The sequence below is a fragment of the Halosaccharopolyspora lacisalsi genome (assembly GCF_014137975.1).
GTDB lineage: Bacteria > Actinomycetota > Actinomycetes > Mycobacteriales > Pseudonocardiaceae > Halosaccharopolyspora > Halosaccharopolyspora lacisalsi.
Genome location: NZ_JACGWZ010000002.1, coordinates 422,463 through 442,152 on the forward strand (window position 1 = coordinate 422,463; position 19,690 = coordinate 442,152).

At 69.7% G+C, this 19,690-nt stretch carries 16 protein-coding genes; 15 read left to right on the top strand and 1 reads right to left on the bottom strand.

The features are described 5' to 3' along the window. Positions 1–81 precede the first annotated feature (81 nt). The 13 genes from FHX42_RS09755 (at position 82) to FHX42_RS09815 (ending at position 15,754) form a co-directional block, all read left to right on the top strand. Positions 82–1,251 carry an LCP family protein gene (locus FHX42_RS09755; RefSeq protein ID WP_182543908.1) on the top strand — a complete coding sequence of 390 codons (1,170 nt, stop codon included), beginning with the start codon at positions 82–84 and terminating at the stop codon, positions 1,249–1,251. Positions 1,252–1,334: 83 nt separating this feature from the next. Then, on the top strand, positions 1,335–3,068 hold the full coding sequence (locus FHX42_RS09760) for an ABC-ATPase domain-containing protein (protein ID WP_182543909.1): 1,734 nt from the start codon (positions 1,335–1,337) through the stop codon (positions 3,066–3,068). Between the two features lie 82 nt (positions 3,069–3,150). Continuing rightward, entirely contained in the window at positions 3,151–3,816 is a 666-nt protein-coding gene (locus FHX42_RS09765; protein ID WP_182543910.1) for a phosphoribosyltransferase, read from the top strand. A gap of 148 nt (positions 3,817–3,964) precedes the next feature. Next, the gene (locus FHX42_RS09770; protein ID WP_182543911.1) at positions 3,965–4,954 is read left to right on the top strand and encodes a ring-cleaving dioxygenase; all 990 of its coding nucleotides are present in this window, start codon (positions 3,965–3,967) and stop codon (positions 4,952–4,954) included. Between the two features lie 51 nt (positions 4,955–5,005). Beyond that, entirely contained in the window at positions 5,006–5,938 is a 933-nt protein-coding gene (locus FHX42_RS09775) for a DUF5996 family protein (protein ID WP_182543912.1), read from the top strand. A gap of 90 nt (positions 5,939–6,028) precedes the next feature. Further along, the gene (gene proS / locus FHX42_RS09780; RefSeq protein WP_182543913.1) at positions 6,029–7,471 is read left to right on the top strand and encodes a proline--tRNA ligase; all 1,443 of its coding nucleotides are present in this window, start codon (positions 6,029–6,031) and stop codon (positions 7,469–7,471) included. Positions 7,472–7,636: 165 nt separating this feature from the next. Then, positions 7,637–8,038: a hypothetical protein gene (locus tag FHX42_RS09785; protein WP_182543914.1), complete on the top strand. Its 402-nt coding sequence runs from the start codon at positions 7,637–7,639 to the stop codon at positions 8,036–8,038. Positions 8,039–8,393: 355 nt separating this feature from the next. After that, positions 8,394–10,781 (top strand): ATP-dependent Clp protease ATP-binding subunit, encoded by a 2,388-nt coding sequence (locus FHX42_RS09790; RefSeq protein ID WP_182543915.1) that lies wholly within the window; start codon positions 8,394–8,396, stop codon positions 10,779–10,781. Between the two features lie 89 nt (positions 10,782–10,870). After that, entirely contained in the window at positions 10,871–11,704 is an 834-nt protein-coding gene (locus FHX42_RS09795; protein WP_182543916.1) for an SAM hydrolase/SAM-dependent halogenase family protein, read from the top strand. Position 11,705: 1 nt separating this feature from the next. Continuing rightward, positions 11,706–11,894, top strand: coding sequence for a hypothetical protein (locus FHX42_RS09800; RefSeq protein ID WP_182543917.1), 189 nt, complete (start codon positions 11,706–11,708; stop codon positions 11,892–11,894). Positions 11,895–11,979: 85 nt separating this feature from the next. Then, positions 11,980–13,941: an aconitate hydratase gene (locus FHX42_RS09805; RefSeq protein ID WP_182543918.1), complete on the top strand. Its 1,962-nt coding sequence runs from the start codon at positions 11,980–11,982 to the stop codon at positions 13,939–13,941. Between the two features lie 193 nt (positions 13,942–14,134). After that, the gene (locus tag FHX42_RS09810) at positions 14,135–14,644 is read left to right on the top strand and encodes an STAS domain-containing protein (RefSeq protein WP_328796019.1); all 510 of its coding nucleotides are present in this window, start codon (positions 14,135–14,137) and stop codon (positions 14,642–14,644) included. Between the two features lie 102 nt (positions 14,645–14,746). Then, entirely contained in the window at positions 14,747–15,754 is a 1,008-nt protein-coding gene (locus tag FHX42_RS09815) for an NAD(P)H-dependent flavin oxidoreductase (RefSeq protein WP_182543919.1), read from the top strand. Positions 15,755–16,355: 601 nt separating this feature from the next. Here FHX42_RS09815 and FHX42_RS09820 read toward each other — a convergent pair. After that, positions 16,356–16,616, bottom strand: a complete 261-nt coding sequence (locus FHX42_RS09820) for a Prokaryotic metallothionein (RefSeq protein ID WP_182543920.1) — start codon at positions 16,614–16,616, stop codon at positions 16,356–16,358. Positions 16,617–16,769: 153 nt separating this feature from the next. Here FHX42_RS09820 and FHX42_RS09825 point away from each other — a divergent pair, with 153 nt between their 5' ends. Together FHX42_RS09825 and FHX42_RS09830 are read left to right on the top strand one after the other, a co-directional pair. Beyond that, positions 16,770–18,095, top strand: a complete 1,326-nt coding sequence (locus tag FHX42_RS09825) for an MFS transporter (protein WP_328796020.1) — start codon at positions 16,770–16,772, stop codon at positions 18,093–18,095. Between the two features lie 28 nt (positions 18,096–18,123). Continuing rightward, a complete protein-coding gene (locus tag FHX42_RS09830; protein WP_328796061.1) occupies positions 18,124–18,948 on the top strand; it encodes an NAD-dependent epimerase/dehydratase family protein in 825 nt (274 codons plus the stop codon). The last annotated feature ends 742 nt before the right edge of the window (positions 18,949–19,690 follow it).

A 19,690-nucleotide genomic window follows, 5' to 3' on the forward strand; every position in this document is an offset into this window, starting at 1 on the left:
CCCGGGTTTCTGGGATGCTGCGCACAGCAGGACCGGTACGGCAGGCGTACCGGAACGTCGATTCCGTGGGTGTGAAGGGTCATGAGCGACTGGTCAGCGGGTGAATCCGCTCGGCGGAGACGGCCACGATCGGGCCGGCAAAGCCACGGTGGTGGCTACGACTACTATCGGGGCTCGTCTTCCACCGCCCCGACCACACCGCAACGCTCCGTGGCCTCACCCGACGAGCACGCCGGTCGGCGCCGGGACCGTCCCTCCACCGGGGAGCCCCCGCGCTCCGGGTCTTCCGGGCGCAAGAAGAAGCGCCGATGGCCGCGCCGTATCGGCATCGCGCTGGCAGTGGTGCTGCTGCTGGTGACCGGTCTGGTGATCTACACCGACACCTCCCTGCAACGCACACCGGCTCTGGCCGACTATCCGGGACGGGTGGCCGACACCCCCGGCACGAACTGGCTGCTGGTGGGGTCGGACAGCCGCCAGGGCCTGGACCCCGCCCGCAGGGAGGAACTCTCCGCCGGAGATGCCGGGGGACGCCGCACGGACACGATGATGCTGGTCCACATCCCCGCCGGCGGGGGCCAGCCGTCGCTGATCAGCCTGCCCCGCGACTCCTGGGTTCCCATCCCCGGGCACGGATCCAACAAGCTCAACGCGGCGTTCTCCTTCGGCGGGCCACGACTGCTCGCGCGAACCGTGGAAACGGTCACCGGGGTGCACCTCGACCACTACGCCGAGATCGGCCTGGGTGGTTTCGCCGGCCTCGTCGACGCCGTCAGCGGCGTCGAGATGTGCCTGGACGAGCCGCTGCGCGACCCCAAGGCGGGCTTGAACCTCTCCGCCGGGTGCCAACAGCTCGACGGTGCCCAAGCGCTCGGGTTCGTGCGCACCCGCGCCTTCGCCGAAGGTGACCTGCAGCGGATCGAGAACCAACGCAAGTTTCTGGGAGCACTGGTCGACAAGGCCTCCAGCCCGGCCACCCTGCTCAACCCGTTCCGACTGTTCCCCCTGATCACAGCAGCCGGGGAGACGTTCCTCGTCGACAGCAGCGACCACGTCTGGAACCTGGCGTGGCTGGCGATGGCCATGGGAGACATCAGCGGCAAGCAGGGCGTGACCACCACGGTGCCCATCGCCCGGTTCATCACCGTCGACGGCCAGTCGGCGATCAAGTGGAACACCGACCAGGCACTGCGCATGTTCGAGGCCATCGCCCAGGACGAGCCCATCCCCCCGGAGGTGCTGCCGGACTGACCCCGGGGGGCGGCCGCGTGAGCTGTACCTCTCGGCGGGATCGTGATTGGATATTCGCGCCGCCGTGGGGTACTGGTCGGGGGATGAGTGAACGCACAGGCAACGACCGAGGCCGGCAGGGCCGCGGTGGTCCGAAGCAGGGCCCCGGAAAGCGCGACGCGGCCGGCCTGGCCCAGCAACTGCGGGGCATGCACGGATCCAGCTACGGCCGGTACAAGTCACTGACGGGAACCTGGTCCTTCGAGGGCTTCACTCTGGACGTGCAGAAGGTCCAGCCCGATCCCTACGCGCCGGCCAGCCGGTGCGAGGTGCGGGTCGACCCGGCCACGGCGGGATTCCCCACCGGCCTGTGGTCCAACCCGGTGCGGGCGCGCGCCCTGGCCGGCATCCTGGTCCGCACCGCCTACCGCAGACTCAAAGACAGCAAGCTGCGCGTGGACGCCGGTTACCAGCAGGTCCTGGACCGCAGCTCCTGCCAGGTCGTCGACGGCACCGTGGTGCTGCGGCTGGGCATCGACATGCCCGGCAAGGGCCGCACGATCGACGGCAAACAAGCCGAACAGGCCCTGTGCCGGGAACTGCCCGAGACCGTGGAGGCCGCCCTGCGCTGGTCCACCGCCGACCAGCGCCGCGTCCGGGAGTTCGTGGACTCCGTCGAGGACACCGACGCGCTCCGCCGCGCCCTTCCCGAGCACGGACTCGTCGCCTTCGTCGCGGACGGCTCCGTCCTGCCACGCCGCAGCGGCGTCGACGACCGCCCCCTCAGCGACGGGTTGCCGTTCACCACCCCCGAGTCGCTGCGAGTCGACATCGACCTGCCCCACCGGGGCCGGGTCAGCGGCATGGGCGTGCCCGAGGGCATCAGCCTCATCGTCGGCGGAGGGTTCCACGGCAAGTCGACACTGCTGCGCGCCCTGGAAAACGGCATCTACGACCACATCCCCGGCGACGGGCGGGAACTGGTGGTCTGCCGTGACGACACGGTCAAGGTCCGCGCCGAGGACGGGCGCCGGGTGCACCGCGTGGACGTGAGCCCCTTCGTCAGCCACCTGCCCACCGGAACCGACACCAGCGACTTCTCCACCGACAACGCCTCGGGCTCGACGTCGCAGGCCGCTTCCCTCGTCGAATCGGTCGAAGCCGGCGCCAGCGTGCTGCTGCTGGACGAGGACACCGCCGCGACCAACCTGATGATCCGCGACGCCCGGATGCAGTCGCTGGTGGCCAAGGAATCCGAACCCCTGACCCCCTTCCTGGACCTCATCCGGCCCCTGCACGACCAGCAGGGCGTGTCCACCATCATGGTCATGGGCGGCTCCGGGGACTACATGGACGTCGCCGACCGGGTGCTGATGATGGACGCCTACCGCGCCCACGAGGTCACCGATCAGGCCCGCGCCCTGGCCCAGCGCCCCACCGGACGCCACGCCGAGGCCACCGACTTCCCCGCACCCCGCCAGCGCGTGCCGGGACCCCGCTCGATCGAGACCGAACGCCCCAAGGTGCGCTCGCGGGGCACCGACGCCCTGACCCTGGGCGAGTCCACGGTCGAACTCCGGGCCGTGGAGCAGCTCGTCGACCCGAGTCAGGTCACCGGCATCGGCCTGGCCCTGGTCACCTGCACCCGTTCCGGCCTGCTCGACGGGCGACGCACCGTCGCCGAGATCCTGCAGGCCTTCGACGCCGAAGTCGCCAAGCGCGGCATCGCCGCCGTCGACGACCGCTACGTGGGCGATTTCGCCGTGCCCCGTCGCTTCGAGCTCGCCGCAGCCCTCAACCGGTTGCGCAGCCTGCGCGTGGTGTCCTTCCGCTCCTGAAGCGAGGCCACGCGGTGGTTTGTCCGACGGCCGCGTCGGGCAGACCACCGACGAGGCCACTCGCGACGAAGGAGACCCGGCCATGGCGAGTCCCACACAGTCCGACCAGCTCGCGGACGGCTTCACCGACCGGCAACACGCGGGTCGAGTGCTGGCCGAACACCTGCCGACCGATCTGCGCGATCCCGTGGTGTTCGGCCTCGCCCGCGGGGGAGTACCCGTGGCCGCCGAGGTGGCCCGGGCGCTCGGCGCGCGGCTGCGCGTCAGCGTGGCCCGCAAGATCGGGGCCCCCGGGCAACCCGAGCTGGCCCTGGGCGCGGTCACCGCCGAGGGCCCGGCCACCTACGACTCCCGACTGCTGACGGCCTTCCACACCAGCGCCGAGCAACTCGAGGACGAGTGCTCCCGCGAACGCGACGAAGCCCGCCGCCGCGAACAGCTCTACCAACAGGGCCCTCCGATCTCCCTGACCGGACGCGACGTCGTCCTCGTCGACGACGGGCTGGCCACCGGCGCCACCGCCCGAGCCGCACTGCGCGGGGTGCGCCAGTCCGAACCCCGGGGGCTCTTCCTGGCCGTGCCCGTGGGGGCCCCGGGCGCGGTGCGGGCCCTCCAGGAGGAGGCCGACTCGGTGATCTGCGTGCTCCAGCCGAGTTCGTTCCACGCGGTGGGGCAGTGGTACCGCCGGTTCTCACCCACCACCGACGAGGAGATCCTGAACCTGCTGCAGGAGTTCCCCTCCGACTGACCATCGCGGTCACGCGTGCACGACACCGGCCAGGACCCGGTGCCGGCATGACGAGATGCGCCAGCCCCACCGATGGGCAACCCTGGAAACGCCCCACCGCTTCGCTGCTGGCCCGCAGGCACTCGACCCCCAGGGAGACCACCCGATCATGCCAAGCGCGCCCGCCGGGTTGCACCACGTGACCGCCATCGCCACCGACCCCCAACGCAACGCCGACTTCTACCACGCCGTGCTGGGACTGCGGCTGGTCAAAACGACCGTCAACTTCGACGCCCCGGACACCTACCACCTCTACTTCGGTGACGAGAGCGGCCAACCCGGCACGCTGATCACCTTCTTCCCGTGGCCCTCCGCACCACGAGGCCGTCGCGGCGCGGGGCAAACCACCACGGTGGCGTTCTCGGTCCCCCAGGGATCCCTGGGATGGTGGCAGCACCACCTGCGTGAACTCGCCACCCACGTGGGCGCGCCAGCCACACGCGGCGACGAGGAAACCCTGACGGTGTACGACCCCGACGGGCTGGCCCTCGAACTCGTCACCCAACCCGAATCCGACCCGCGTCCACCCTGGAACCAGGGCCCGATCCCCCCGGAACACGCCATCCGCGGACTGCATTCGGTCACCCTGACCGAGGTCAGTCACGAGCACACCGCCGAGCTGTTCACCGACACGCTCGGGTTTCGCCTGCTCCACGAATCCAGCGCCCGCTTCCGCTTCACCACCGGCCACGGTGGTTCCGGTGCGATGGTGGACCTGCTGTGCAGCCCGGAAGCCCCGCAAGGACTGGTGGCCGCAGGAACGGTCCACCACATCGCCTGGCGCACCCCCGACGAGACCCAGCAGACGTCCTGGCGCACCACCCTCGTCGACCGGGGCCTCAACGTCACCCCCATCCTGGATCGCCGCTACTTCCAGTCGATCTACTTCCGCGAACCGGGCGGGGTGCTGCTGGAAATCGCCACCGACTCGCCCGGATTCACCGTCGACGAGCCACTGATGGAACTGGGACGAGCCCTGAAACTGCCCCCCTGGTTGGAACCCACCCGCGCCGAGATCGAACGCGAGCTGCCCACGCTGCGCGTACCGGGACCCGACGAGGACGTCACCGTCGCGGACACGACCCGGCAACGAGGATGATCCGCGGCATGCGACACCGATCCGGCCGAAAGCACCCGGAGGTCCTGTCCGATGACCCGCGCCGAAACCCGAACCGGAACCTCGCCCACCTGGCCGGCCCTGCGGGTGGCCGAGTGGACCGACACCCGGGACACGCTGCACATGTGGACCCAGATCGTGGGCAAGATCCGGCTGGCCCGAGCACCGATGCTCAACCACTGGTGGCAGGTTCCGCTGTACGTCTCCGCCCGGGGGATGACCACGTCGGCGATCCCCCACGACGGCCGCGTGTTCGACATCGAATTCGACTTCTGCGACCACCTGCTGCGGATCCGCTCCAGCGACGGCGACCAGCGGCACGTGCGCCTGGAACCGAAGCCGGTCGCGGAGTTCCACGCCGAGACCATGGCCGCCCTCCACACGCTCGACCTGGACGTGTCGATCTGGACCGTGCCCCGCGAGGTCGAACGCGCCGTCCCGTTCGACCAGGACACCGAGCACGCCTCCTACGTTCCCGAGCACGCCCACCTGTTCTGGAAGCAACTGGTGGCCGCCCACCGGGTCATGAGCCGGTTTCGGTCCCGGTTCGTCGGTAAGGCCAGCCCGGTGCACTTCTTCTGGGGCGCCATGGACCTGGCCTGCACCCGCTTCTCCGGGCGCACCGCTCCACCACACCCCGGGGGTGTTCCCAACTGCGGCGACTGGGTCATGGTCGAGGGCTACTCCCACGAACTCTCCAGCTGCGGATTCTGGCCCGGCGGTGACGGTGAGGGCGTGTTCTACTCCTACGCCTATCCCGAGCCGGACGGATTCGCCACCCACCCCGTCGGCCCGTCCGGTGCTTTCCACGACCCCGATCTGGGCGAGTTCCTGCTGCCCTACGAGGCCGTGCGCACCGCGGTCGATCCCGAACGGGCCCTGCTGGAATTCCTGCAAACCAGTTACGAGGCCGCCGCCGACAACGCCGCCTGGGACCGCCACGCACTCGAGGGCATCTCCCGCTAGATCGGTCCGCGCCCCCGAAAGCGCACTGTGAGCGATCCTGCCGCAGGTGTGCACCGCCGGGTCCGGCCAGGCCGGGTAGCCTGCCGGAGCATGGCACGGGATGCGCGCGGAGGCACCGCGCAGAACGAGGACTTCGCGTCCTGGTACACCGAGCTGGTGTTCAAGGCCGGTCTGGTCGACCGGGGGCCGGCGAAAGGCACCATGGTGATCCGGCCGTACGGATACCGGCTCTGGGAACTGCTCCAGGAGGAGCTGGACCGCCGGATCAAGGACACCGGTCACGAGAACGCCTCCTTCCCGCTGCTGATCCCGGAGAGCTACCTTTCCCGGGAGGCCGAGCACGTCGAGGGCTTCTCCCCGGAACTGGCCGTGGTGACCCACGCCGGGGGCAAGGAACTCGACGAGCCGCTCGTGGTCCGGCCGACGTCGGAGACCGTGATCGGCGAGATGATGTCGAAGTGGGTCGCCTCCCACCGCGACCTGCCGCTGCTGCTCAACCAGTGGGCCAACGTGGTGCGCTGGGAGATGCGCCCGCGGATGTTCCTGCGCACCACCGAGTTCCTCTGGCAGGAGGGACACACCGCGCACGCCGACGCCGACAGCGCCATGCGCGAGACGACGTGGGCGCTGGAGATGTACTCGCAAGTCGCCCGCGACATCGCCGCGATGCCGGTCATCGCGGGCGAGAAGACGGCGGGCGAGCGGTTCGCCGGCGCGGCGAGCACCTTCACCATCGAGGGCATGATGGGCGACGGCCGCGCGCTGCAGGCGGGCACGTCGCACTACATGGCCACGAACTTCGCCGAGGCGTTCGGCATCACCTACGCCGGTGAGGACGGCGGGTCGACCCTGTGCCACACCACGTCCTGGGGCATGAGCACCCGCATGGTCGGCGGTGTGGTGCTGACCCACGGCGACGACCGGGGCCTCGTGCTCCCGCCCCGGCTGGCTCCCCACCAGGTGGTCGTCGTCCCGATCGGCAAGGGTGACGCGCTCGCCCGCGTCGAGCGGGAGGCCGGAGATCTCGCCGAGCGGCTGCGGCGGGCGGGCGTCCGCACGCACGTGGACACCCGCCCGCAGGTGTCTCCCGGCTTCAAGTTCAACGACTGGGAGCTCAAGGGCGTACCGATCCGCCTCGAACTCGGCCCGCGCGATCTCGACAGCGGTACGGGGGTGCTGGTGCGCCGGGTCGGGGATGAGGGCAAGGAGACGGTTCCGCTGGAGACCCTGCCCGAGCGGGTACCGGCCGTCCTCGACGAGTTCCAGGCGTTCCTGCTCCGGCGCGCGACCCGGTTCCGCGACGCGCACACGGTCACCGTGGACGAGTGGACCTCCTTCGCCGAAGCGGTCTCCACCGGCTGGGCGCGGGCGTTCCACTGCGGCAACGCCGCGTGCGAGGACGACATCAAGGCGCACACCGCCGCCACACCACGGTGCGTTCCGCTCGACGCCGACGCCGAGTCCGGCGCGTGCGTCCGGTGCGGCGCGGCGGCGGACTACGACAAGCGGGTCGTCTTCGGGCGGGCCTACTAGGAACGGTCTCCGCACGCGGGGGCCAACGGCTTCTCCGGCCACGGCACTCGGTGTGCTCGCGACGGCCAAGACCTCACCCGGACAGCGGATTTCCCACGCCCGTTGGGGTGGTTTCTTGAGCGGGAAGGTGAAAATCACTCGGCGCATACGGTTAAGTGAGAGGCTATGGTTGCCGGAGGCTTCGATCGCACATCCGTCCCCCCTCACCACTGCCGGCGGGAAAGCGCCCGACGCGATGCGCAGCCCGGCACCGATGGCGAGCACACCGTCTCCGTCGACCTCGCCACCGAGCTCGGACGGGCCAGCACCCGGTTGGCGACGCGACTGGCCGACCCCGCCCTCGTCCACACGATCGGCGACCTCGAAGCCATCACCGACGGTTTCGCCACCACCGTGGGCGGCCTCGCCGAAGGCGTGACCGCCATGGCCGCCTGGATGCGCACCGCCGGCCACGGCGGCACCCTGTCCGGGCACACCAGCGTGGTGGCCGATCGGCTCGCCCACGCCGGAGACGAACTCGACCGCCTCAGGCAGGCAGTGGCCCAGGCCGCGTCCCCGGAGAACTGAGGCGTGAAACCGCCGCCGCCGGCTCCGGTGTGGATCACCGTGTCGAGTGCGCCGCCCGGAGTCGGTCGCGGCGGCGGCGCGTTGTTATGATCAAGCTGGCCCGAGACGGGCCCGGGTGCCGAGTCGGGCACTGCACTGGCGAGCGGGCACCCCGTGTCGACCCCCGGGTGGCCACGCCCGCGAATCGGGAACCCTCCGTCGGTGGCAAGGCCGCCGAGCGGGATCCCCGTCCTCGGCGGTGGGGACGAACTCGACGTCAGTATCCTGCTGACAAGCGCGTCGAACCGAGACGCAGCCGTGTCGGCGGTGTGCTCGCGACGTCGTTGTCGAAGTGGTGCTGTGGAGGTACGCAGAGGTGAACGGGGGCAGTAGCGGGGACGCGTCCGCCGCCTTCGACTCGCTGCTCAGCGACCTGGACCGGGCCCGCACCGACACGAACACCGAGTCCGGACTGTCCCTGGGCAACCTGCTCGACGAACAGGCCCACGGCACCGTGTCCCGGGCCATCCGTGCCACCGTGGACTGGGGCAGCGGTGAACTCGACAGCACCCACCTGCTGTGGGCGATGACCCAGGCCGCCGCGACAGCGCGGGTGCTGGCCGATTCCGGCGTGCACGTCGACTCCCTGGCCCAACGACTCCGCGACGCCGCGAGCACCCGCGAGGCCGTGCTCGGCGGGCCCGGACACCACCAGAAACCCACCCTCTCCGGCGCGGCACGACGCGCCCTGCTGCGAGCGCACCACCAGGCACTGACCGAAGGCGCCGACGCCGTCCGAGCACGCCACCTCCTGCTCGGCCTGGCCACCGACGCCGACTCGGTGGCGGGCAGAGCCCTGGCCCGAGCCATCGAACAGGGCGACCAGGGCAGCGACACCGCCCCGGAGTTCCCGGAGACCCCGGCGAGCACCACCCCCAAACTCGACGAGTTCGGCATGGACATGACCGAACTCGCCCGCGCCGGCGAGTTCGACCCCGTCATCGGCCGCGGCGAGCAGATCGACCAGGCCATCGAGGTGCTGGGGCGCCGGGCCAAGAACAACCCGGTCCTCATCGGCGACCCCGGCGTGGGCAAGACGGCGGTCGTGGAAGGACTCGCCCAACGCATCATCGGCCGGCAGGTCCCCACCCCGCTGGCGGGCAAACGCGTGATCGCCCTGGACGTGGCCGGCATGATCGCCGGATCGAAGTACCGCGGCGAGTTCGAACAACGCTTCCAGGACGTGATGGGCGAGCTGCGCCGACACCGCGACGAGGTGGTGGTCTTCGTCGACGAGATCCACAGCCTCGTCGGCGCGGGCGGCGGCGATGGCACCATGGACGCGGGCACGATGCTCAAACCCGCCCTGGCCCGCGGCGAAGTGCACCTGATCGGGGCCACCACCGTCGAGGAGTACCGCCGCCACGTCGAAAAAGACCCCGCCCTGGAACGCCGATTCCAACCGATCCTGGTGCCGGAGCCCTCGGTGTCGGACACGATCACGGTGCTGCACGGCCTGTGCGACCGGTACCAACGCCACCACCAGGTGCGGATCAGCGAACAAGCCCTGTCGGCGGCGGCGAACCTGTCCCAGCGCTACCTCACCGACCGGTTCCTCCCGGACAAAGCGGTGGACCTGGTGGACCAGGCGTGCGCCCGAGTGCGCTTCCGCCGCGGCGGCTCGGCCGAGCACCCCGAAAAACCCACCCGGCTGGTCGTCGAACCCGACGACGTCGCCGACGTGGTCTCCCGCCGCACCGGCATCCCGGTGGCCGACCTGACCGCCGTGGAACGCAACCGCCTGCTGGACCTGGAACGCCAACTGGCCAAACGGGTCATCGGCCAGGAGGCGGCGGTGCGCTCGGTGGCCGAAGCCGTGCGCCGGGCCCGCGCCGGCCTGGCTGACCCGGAGCGCCCCGTCGGCAGCTTCCTGTTCCTCGGCCCCACCGGCGTGGGCAAGACCGAACTGGCCCGCGCCCTGGCCCACGCCCTGTTCAGCGACGCCGACCGGATGGTGCGCCTGGACATGGGCGAGTTCCAGGAAAAGCACACGGTCTCCCGCCTGATCGGGGCACCCCCCGGCTACGTCGGCTACGGCGAGGCGGGCCAGCTCACCGACAAGGTCCGGCGGCAACCGTATTCGGTCGTGCTGCTCGACGAGGTGGAAAAGGCCCACCCGGACGTGTTCAACACCCTGCTGCAGCTGTTGGACGCGGGCCGACTGACCGACGCGCAGGGCCGCCTGGTCGACTTCCGCAACACCGTGGTGATCATGACGTCGAACATCGGGGCCGACCGCGTCCTGAACACCGGCGCCACCAGCGACCAGGCCGCCGTCGAAGTCCTCGACCAGCTGCGAGCCCACTTCCGCCCCGAGTTCATCAACCGCATCGACGACGTGATCGTCTTCCACGCCCTGGGCTCGGCCGAGCTCCGCGAGATCGCCTCGCTCCTGCTGCGCCGCACCGACGACCAGCTGCTGGCCAAGGGAGTGCACCTGGAAGTCACCGACGCCGCCCTGAGCTGGTTGGCCGAACGCGGCCACGAACCCGAGTTCGGCGCGCGACCGCTGCGGCGGGTGATCCAACGGGAACTGGACAACCACCTGGCCGCCCTGGTGCTCGACGGGTCGGCCACCGACGGACACCGCGTCGTCGTGGACGTCGACGACGACGCGCTCTCCTTCGACATCCGGGCCACCGGCCACACCGTCGCGACCGGCCGCCACGCAGCCCCCCAGCACCCCCACAGCATCCCCGGCTGAACAACCGCCCGCCGCGCCCGGCCGAACTCGCCCAGTACGCTCTCCCGCCGGGAGAAGTCCTCGGCCACGGCACAGCCACGGAGGTACCGATGCAACAACCCGGATACGGATGGGTGTCGCTGACCACCGACTACGGACACCAGGACGGCTTCGTGGCCGCCTGCCACGGCGTTCTCGCCCGCATCGCCCCCCACGCCCGCACCCTGGACGTCACCCACACCGTGCCCGCCCAGGCGATCACGGTCGCCGCCACCGTCCTCGCCCACACCGTGAACTACCTCCCCGAAGCGGTGCACCTGGTCGTCGTCGACCCCGGAGTGGGCACCGACCGTCGCGGCGTGGTCGTCGACACCGACCGCGGAACCCTGGTCGGGCCGGACAACGGCGTGCTGATCCCCGCCGCCGACGCGTTGGGAGGCGCCCGCGCGGCCTTCGAGCTGACCGACTCCCGCTGGTGGCTGCCCGCGGTCTCGCGCACCTTCCACGGTCGGGACATCTTCGCGCCGGTGGCCGCCTGGCTGGCACGAGGCACCGACCCCGCCGAGACCGGACCACCCCTGGACCTCGACGAACTCCGCCGCCCACCCGAACCCCACCGCCACGTCGACGGCGACAGCGTGCACGCCGAAGTGATCACCATCGACCACTTCGGCAACCTCCAACTCGCCGTCGACGCCGCCGACGTGCGATGGCCGGTGGGGCAGTGGTTGCACATCCACACCGACCAGGCCGTGATCCGAGCACAGCGGGTGGCCACCTTCGCCGACGTCGCCGACCAGCAACCACTGGTCCTGGCCGACTCGGCCGGAGCGCTGGCCGTGGCCGTCAACGGCGGCTCCGCCGCCGAAAAGCTGGCCACCGGCCGAGGCCGGATCCTGCGCATCGAACCAGCCGAACCCCCGACCGAACCCCAAGGAGCATGACGTGACCCCTCGCCACCTGACCATCCTGGCCGTCCGCACCGCGGTGTTCGTGATCGTGGCCCTGACCGTGGCCGTGATCAGCGGCTGGTCCCCCTTCGCGATCACGGCGGTGGCCCTGACCAGCGGAGCACTGGCGATCCAACTCGGCGGACTGATCTGGATGCGCCGCACCCACCGCGCCGAGCAGTAGCGCCCCACCGCGGCGGAGATCGTTTCGACGACGCCCGACATGGGTAATCCCCCCATGTCACCGCGAAGAGAGGACGATCAGGCGCATGACACAGCAGGGGTCTCTGGCACGCAAACTCATCGCCTCCCACTTGGTCGACGGCGACATGACACCGGGTTCGGAAGTCGCGATCTCCATCGACCAGACCCTGACCCAGGACGCCACCGGCACCCTGGTGATGCAGGAACTGGAAGCGCTCGGGCTGCGCCGAGCCCGCACCGAAGCCAGCGTGCAGTACGTCGATCACAACCTGCTGCAAACCGACGAGAAAAACGCCGAAGACCACACGTTCCTGCGCTCGGCCGCCCAACGCTACGGCCTGTGGTTCTCCAAACCCGGCAACGGCGTGTCCCACCCCACCCACATGCAGCGCTTCGGCATCCCCGGCAAGACGATGGTCGGCTCGGACTCGCACACCTGCGCGGCAGGCTCCCTGGGCATGCTGGCCATCGGAGTCGGCGGCCTCGAAGTCGCCATGGCCATCGCCGGCGAACCCCTGCGCGTGCGGATGCCCGAAATCTGGGGAGTGCGCCTGACCGGGTCACTGCCCGACTGGGTCTCGGCCAAGGACGTCATCCTGGAGATGCTCCGGCGCCACAGCGTCAAGGGCGGCACCAACCGCATCATCGAGTACCACGGCCCCGGCCTGGACGAACTCACGGCCATGGACCGCCACGTCATCGCCAACATGGGCGCCGAACTCGGCGCGACCACCACCGTGTTCCCCGCCGACGACGCCGTCCGCGACTTCCTGCGCGCCGAAGGACGCGAACAGGACTTCGTACCCCTGGCCGCCGACACCGACGCCGTCTACGACACCACCGACGAGATCGACCTCTCCGGTCTCGTGCCCCTGATCGCCCAACCCTCCTCCCCGGACAAGGTCGTTCCCGTCAGCGAGGTCGCCGGCACGGAGGTGAGCCAGACCGTGATCGGCTCCTCGGCCAACCCCGGACTCCGCGACTTCGCCGTCGCCGCCGCCATGGGCCGCGGACGCCAGACCAGCGACGAGGTCAGCTTCGACGTGAACCCGACCTCGCGGGAGATCCTGGAAGACCTCACCCGCATGGGAGCCACCTTCGACCTGATCTCAGCGGGAGGGCGCATCCACCAAGCCGGCTGCATGGGCTGCATCGGCATGGGACAGGCCCCCGCCGTCGGGCAGAACTCCCTGCGCACCTTCCCCCGCAACTTCCCGGGACGCTCGGGCACCCCCGAGGACTCGGTATGGCTGTGCTCACCGGAAACCGCCACGGCCTCGGCACTGACCGGCGTGATCACCGACCCGCGGCAGTGGGCCGCCGACCACGACGTGGCCTTCCCGAAACTGGCCCTGCCCGAGAACGCCTCGGTCAACACCTCGATGCTCATGGCCCCCCTCCCGGAAGACCAGGCACGGGAGACCGAACCCGTCAAGGGCCCCAACATCTCGGCGCTCCCGGAATTCACGGCCCTGCCCGACCAGCTCCAGCTGCCCGTCCTGCTCACCACCGGCGACAACGTCTCCACCGACGAAATCTCCCCGGCCGGTGCCCGCGCCCTCCCGCTGCGCTCCAACATCCCGGCCCTGGCCGAATTCACCTTCACCCGACTCGACGAAACCTACCCCGAGCGCGCACTCGAACACCGCCAAACCAGCGGCCACGTCGTCATCGGAGGACACAACTACGGGCAAGGGTCCTCCCGCGAACACGCCGCGATCACCCCACGCCACCTCGGACTCCGCCTGGTCATCGCCAAGTCCTTCGCCAGGATCCACTGGCAGAACCTCATCAACTTCGGAATCCTGCCCCTGGAATTCGTCGACGAAACCGACCACGACCACATCGAACAGGGCGACACGCTGACCTGCGACCAGCTCCACACGACACTGCCGCAGGACACCGAGCTCACCGTCCGCAACACCACGCGCGATCAGAACTACCGAGTACGACACCGCCTGTCCCCCCGGCAGGTCCGCGCCGTACTCGCCGGAGGACTCATCCCGATGCTGGCCGACACGCGCTGACCCGCCGAACCGCGAACGCGGCAGCTCTTGTTGCTGCGACGAGCTGCTTTTACGGTGGACACGCGGTTGAGTACACAGCCACGACCAGCACCCCGCCACCCGGCGCGGCATCCTTAACCCCGTGGCGATCCACCAGCAGCCACGCAGCCCCAGCCGCGACCGAAACCGGGCGATCTGCCCCAGGGGAGGTACCGTGATCCCTCCGGACACCGCGGATCAACCCGCGCACGGCGGCGAGGCGGCCACCACCGCCACCCCCCACGACCACACCGCAGCCGCGATCATCCCACCCCGCCAAGCCGCCGACAACGTCCTCGACACGGCCCCGCGGCGCCGCAATCCGCTGCTCGGACAGCCACTCCGGCTGGCCGTGCAGCGCCCCGGCATCGGCATCGTCGTCGTCCGCCTCACCGGCGAACTCGACCTGGCCGCCATGCCCCGCCTGACCGAACTCGTCCGCCAACGACTCACCGCCGCCGTCCTGCGCGCACTCGTGCTGGACCTGTCCCAGGTCTCCTTCGTGGCCAGCTGCGGCGCGGAACTGCTGCTTTACGCCCAACGCCGCGCCGACCAGCGCGGCGTCGGCATGTACGTCGTCATCGGACAGGGCAACCTGCGCAGACTCCTGAACCTGACCGGCCTGACCGAGAGATTCCAGGACCGCGACACCGTGGCCGAAGCCGTCGCCGAAGCCCGGCAGTAACCCCCGGTCCGCTGTGTCCCGGATCATGACCCCGCGACACGCTCCCACCGATCCGCCATCGTGGAAATCACGACAAGCGAGCAGGGCAGGGGAGTAGGGGTCATGGCGCTCACCACCCGAGCGAACCGAATGCTGGGCATCGAACACCCGATCGTGCAAGCACCGATGGACGGCATCGCCGGCGGAGCACTCGCGGCCGCGGTCACCGACGCCGGAGGGCTCGGCATGATCGGCGGCGGCTACGGCGACCCCGACTGGCTGGCCCGCGAATTCACCGCCGCGGGCACGACCCGCGTGGGGTGCGGCTTCATCACCTGGTCGGTGGCCGACCGGCCGCACCTGCTCGACCAGGCCCTGGCCCACGAACCGGCGGCGGTGATGCTGTCCTTCACCGACCCGACCCCCCTCGCGACACGCGTCCACGACGCCGGCGCCCGGCTGATGTGCCAGGTCAACACCCGCCGCCAAGCCGAACAAGCCCTCCACGCCGGAGCCGACATCATCGTCGCCCAAGGAACCGAAGCCGGCGGACACGGATACGGCCCCCAAACCACCCTGAGCCTCGTCCCCGAAGTCGTCGACACCACCACCACCCACGCACCCGAGGCCGTGGTCCTGGCCGCGGGCGGCATCGCCGACGGGCGCGGCCTCGCCGCGGCCCTGGCCCTCGGCGCCGACGGCGTCCTCGTGGGCACCCGCTTCTACGCCAGCACCGAAGCCCTGAGCACCCCACCGGCCCGGGACCGCGTCGTCGCCGCCGACGGCGCCGACACCTGCCGCACCACCATCTACGACACCGTGCGGACCCCCTGGCCACACGGACACACCATGAACGTCCTCCGCAACGACTTCGTCGACCGCTGGCACGGCGCCGAGGACGAACTACGAGCCACCCGCACCGAAGCCACCGCCGAGTACCGACAAGCGGTGACCGAACGCGATTACGACATCGCCAACGTCACGGCCGGACAAGCCGCGGGCCTCATTCACGAAATACACCCGGCCGCGCACACGGTGCACCACATGGTCACCCACGCCGAGGAAATCCTGCGTTCCCGCGCCGCGACCGTCACCCGAAACCCCGCAATCGGAAAAAATCCGACCGAGTGAACCCCCACCGAGCGGGAAAACACGAACCCCCGCACGAATAAACGAAAAAACGTGCCGTGGCCGCACCCTGACGAGTGTGACCACGGCACCACTTCAGCATCGGCGAAACCGTGCTTAATGTGGCTGTCCTGTGTTGAACCACGGTGTGGCGGTACGGCGAACCCGACCTCGACCCCGGGATTGACCCACGCTCAGCCCAAAACTTCGACGACTGATACGAGCAGTCCGTTCAGCCCTGCTCACGGCCCGAAACCACGACAACCTCCCGCGGCTTCGGGTGACGCATCATCGCGCGCCCCCGTTCCATCTCACGGGACATGCCGCCGAGCCAACGAACCAGACCTGCCATGGGAGTCTTCCTCCAACTTTTTCTACAGAGATAGGCCCAGCCAATCCAATACCGGCAGCCCTACGCTTCCGGCAGCAGGACCAAACCACCCACCCCGAGACACTCCCGACGCGACCCCGCCACGGTATCCCCGCCGGCCACATCACACCGCACCCTCGGAAAGGAAGTATCGATCACTGCACCCGCTGTATCGCCACCGACGACCGCACCGTTACCACCCCCACACGATTTCCCACCCCCGAATCCACCAGCTCATCCCGGATGAGCTCCCACCGCGTCCCGCAGCTGCTCCGCCGTCGACGCCCCCGACTGCCGGGCACAGTGCGCACAGCAGAAGAAGCGACCACTGTCCTCGACCCCGTGCCCGAGAATGCGGCAACCACAGTGCTCACACTGCGGCGCCAACCGATTGGCCGCGCATTCGAACGAGTCGAAGACATGCACCTGACCACCCACCGTGTGGATCTCGAAGCTCATCCAGTAGTCGTTGCCGCAAACCTCGCACACAGCCATACCGAGCCTCCTTCGTCACCTTGTGTCGGGAAAACCCAGCATGCGGGCCCACCACCGACCCGGCAACCGCGAGCCGAAACACCCCACCACCGACGCCCCCCGCGACTGGGTACCGTAAAACCACCCGAGCAGACCGAGACCCCGGAGGAACCCGTGCGCCTGGACAACCCGACACGCCGGGCCTGGTTGATCTGGGGGAGCGCCGTGGTGGTCTACATCGCCGCCGTGTTCCACCGCGGCAGCCTCGGCGTCGCCGGGCCACAGGCCCTGGACCGCTTCACCGTCGGCCCCGCCGCCCTGAGCACCTTCACCGTCCTGCAAGTCGGCCTGTACGCCACGATGCAAATCCCCACCGGCGTCCTCGTCGACCGATTCGGACCACGCCGCGTACTCATCGGCGCAGCCACCCTCCTCGGTGCCGGACAAACCCTGTTCGCCCTCGCCGACACCTACGCACTGGGCCTGGCCGCACGAGCCGTCCTCGGCATCGGCGACGCGATGACCTGGGTCGCCGTTCTGCGCCTGGTCGCCGTGCACTTCCCCGCCCGCCTGTACCCACTGGTAGCCACCCTGTCCTCGGCCCTGGGTGCCCTGGGCGGCGTGGCGGCGACGTTCCCCCTGTCCCTGACCCTGGGACAACTCGGCTGGACCACCACCTTCCTGCTCGCCGGGATCACCACCCTCGGCTTCACCGCCTCCTCGGCCCTGCTGGTACGCGACGGCCCACCCCCACACCACGGCGAACCCCGCACCGAGCCATCGACCGCCCTGCTGCACCGCCTCCGCACCGTCTGGACCGTGCCCGGCACCCGCCTGGCGTTCTGGGTGCACTTCTCCACGATGTTCGTCTCCAACGCCCTGTCCCTGCTGTGGGGATACCCCTACCTCACCGACGGCCTGGGCATCCCCGCGAGCACCGCGAGCATGGTGCTCAGCCTGCTCATCATCGGTCAGGTCCTCGGCGGCCCCGTCGTCGGCACGGTCATCGGACGCCGCCCCGCCGGCCGCATGCCGATCGTGCTGACCTACCTCACCGTCGAGGCCGCATGCCTGACCACACTGATGACCTGGCCCGACGGACATCCACCCCTACCTGTGGTGGCAACCGCGTTCTTCCTGTTCGCCCTCGGCGGCCCCGTCTCGGCGATCGCCTTCGCCCTCGCCCGCGACTACAACCCCCTGCACCACGTCGGCACCGCCACCGGCATCGCCAACACCGCCGGACACACCGCCACCGCCACCGCGGTCCTGACCATGGGGCTGGTCCTGGACCTCGTCCCGAGCACCTCCACGATCACCGGCTACCGCATCGCCTTCCTGGCCCCCACCGCGATCCTCCTGCTCGGACTGCTCCGCACGACCACGTGGTGGCGACGCACCCGCTCGACTATCCTGGCCGCCCAACAACGCGGCGAGGACGTCCCGGTACCGATACGTCCCCACAAATGGGACCTGGACGAGCTTCGACACCACGAGTGACCCCGGCGGAAAGGTGCCGACCTTGCTGGTGGCAGTGACCGGAGCCAGCGGTGCAGTCGGAAGCGCGGTCGTCAACGGACTGGCTCACAGCGGCCACAGTGTCCGCGCGATCGACCGCCACCCACCCCGGGACAACACCGAGATACCGGACGACTTCCGAACGGTCGACGTGTGCGACCACCCCGCACTCCGCGACGCGCTGAAGGGCTGTCAGGCCCTCGTCCACCTGGCCGGCATCGCCTCACCACTGCACCAACACGCCACCACCGTGCACAACACCAACGTCGTGGGCAGCTACAACGCGCTCACGGCCGCCACGGAAAACGACATCGCCACAGTGTGCCTGGCCTCCAGCATCAACGCGATCGGAGGAGCGTTCAGCCGCCGCGCCCGCTACGACTACTTCCCGGTCGACGAACAACACCCCACCTACAACGAGGATCCCTACAGCCTGTCGAAGTGGATCGGCGAACACCAAGCCGACAACACTGTGCGGCGCCACCCCCACATGAGCATCACCAGCCTGCGGCTCCACGGAGCCAACCCGGACCGCCGCACGGCCGCGAACCAGGCACACGCCACGGATCCCACCCGACTGATCAACCACCTCTGGGGATACGTCCGCCTGGACGCCTGCGCACGCGCCTGCGCACTGGCCATCGAAACGGACTGGCACGGCCACGAAGTCCTCCAACTCGTCGCCCCGGACACCGTCATGGACACCGACTCCGGCGACCTCGCCCGTCGACACTGGCCAGAAGTCCCACTCCGACAAACGCTCACGGGCAACAGCGGTTTCTACGACTGCACCAAGGCACGAAGACTGCTCGGCTGGACCCACGACGAACGCTGAGCCTCGAAGGAGACCGAGGGCGGGACTGGCGGCCTGTGGATTGTCCGGGCTATGCGGAGAGGGCAGCAGTCGAAAGCGGGGGTGGACGTCAACCGTGGCGATGTCAGCGAACTGACCGGGACCGCGGGAGAGCACGCGCGCCGATCGGGAAGACCCTGATCTTTCCCCAGGAGCACCCCGATCAGCGGCTCCCGAGCAGTCACGAGAGGCCACAACGAAGCCACCGCGTTCCAGTCCCCGGGAAACTCACGCCGTACCTGCGAAAGGTGACCCTGCGTCGAACATTCCAGCGCAAATGGCGGATCTAGCGCCGGGTAGGGGAGTCCGGCTTGAACGTCCCGGGACTGAGCCGGCCCGGGGGGAGTTCGGCGGCGATGAGCTGGGAAAGACGTTATTGGCCGGTGGTCTTGAGGCGGACCGGCAGGCGACGGATGGATCAGAGGCTCTCGGACGCTGACCCCTCCAGGGAGGTGCCAGTGTGTTGACTAGTCGTGCGTTCCCGCGGTTCAGCTGTCACTCTGCAAGTTGGTGGATAATGTGCGTTATCCACCAAACATAGCGATGGTGGACCCGTCAGGGGTGGGGGCGGCCGGGACGGCGCTGGGAGAAGTGCGGGTCATGTGGTCAAGGGTTTGGCCCGGTCTCGGGACGATGACGTGATCACAGACGATGTTGACGAGCAGCCCGCGTCGCGCGACGTAGGACTCCAGGACGGTGCTGATTCATCACGGTGACGAACCAG

Excerpts from the sequence above, each read along its gene's own strand:
- FHX42_RS09820 (WP_182543920.1), bottom strand. The coding sequence starts at position 16,616 with ATGGCTGTGTGCGAGGTTTGCGGCAACGACTACTGGATGAGCTTCGAG.
- proS (WP_182543913.1), top strand. The coding sequence starts at position 6,029 with ATGGCACGGGATGCGCGCGGAGGCACCGCGCAGAACGAGGACTTCGCG.
- FHX42_RS09755 (WP_182543908.1), top strand. The coding sequence starts at position 82 with ATGAGCGACTGGTCAGCGGGTGAATCCGCTCGGCGGAGACGGCCACGA.
- FHX42_RS09775 (WP_182543912.1), top strand. The coding sequence starts at position 5,006 with ATGACCCGCGCCGAAACCCGAACCGGAACCTCGCCCACCTGGCCGGCC.
- FHX42_RS09805 (WP_182543918.1), top strand. The coding sequence starts at position 11,980 with ATGACACAGCAGGGGTCTCTGGCACGCAAACTCATCGCCTCCCACTTG.
- FHX42_RS09770 (WP_182543911.1), top strand. The coding sequence starts at position 3,965 with ATGCCAAGCGCGCCCGCCGGGTTGCACCACGTGACCGCCATCGCCACC.
- FHX42_RS09795 (WP_182543916.1), top strand. The coding sequence starts at position 10,871 with ATGCAACAACCCGGATACGGATGGGTGTCGCTGACCACCGACTACGGA.
- FHX42_RS09760 (WP_182543909.1), top strand. The coding sequence starts at position 1,335 with ATGAGTGAACGCACAGGCAACGACCGAGGCCGGCAGGGCCGCGGTGGT.
- FHX42_RS09785 (WP_182543914.1), top strand. The coding sequence starts at position 7,637 with ATGGTTGCCGGAGGCTTCGATCGCACATCCGTCCCCCCTCACCACTGC.
- FHX42_RS09765 (WP_182543910.1), top strand. The coding sequence starts at position 3,151 with ATGGCGAGTCCCACACAGTCCGACCAGCTCGCGGACGGCTTCACCGAC.
- FHX42_RS09815 (WP_182543919.1), top strand. The coding sequence starts at position 14,747 with ATGGCGCTCACCACCCGAGCGAACCGAATGCTGGGCATCGAACACCCG.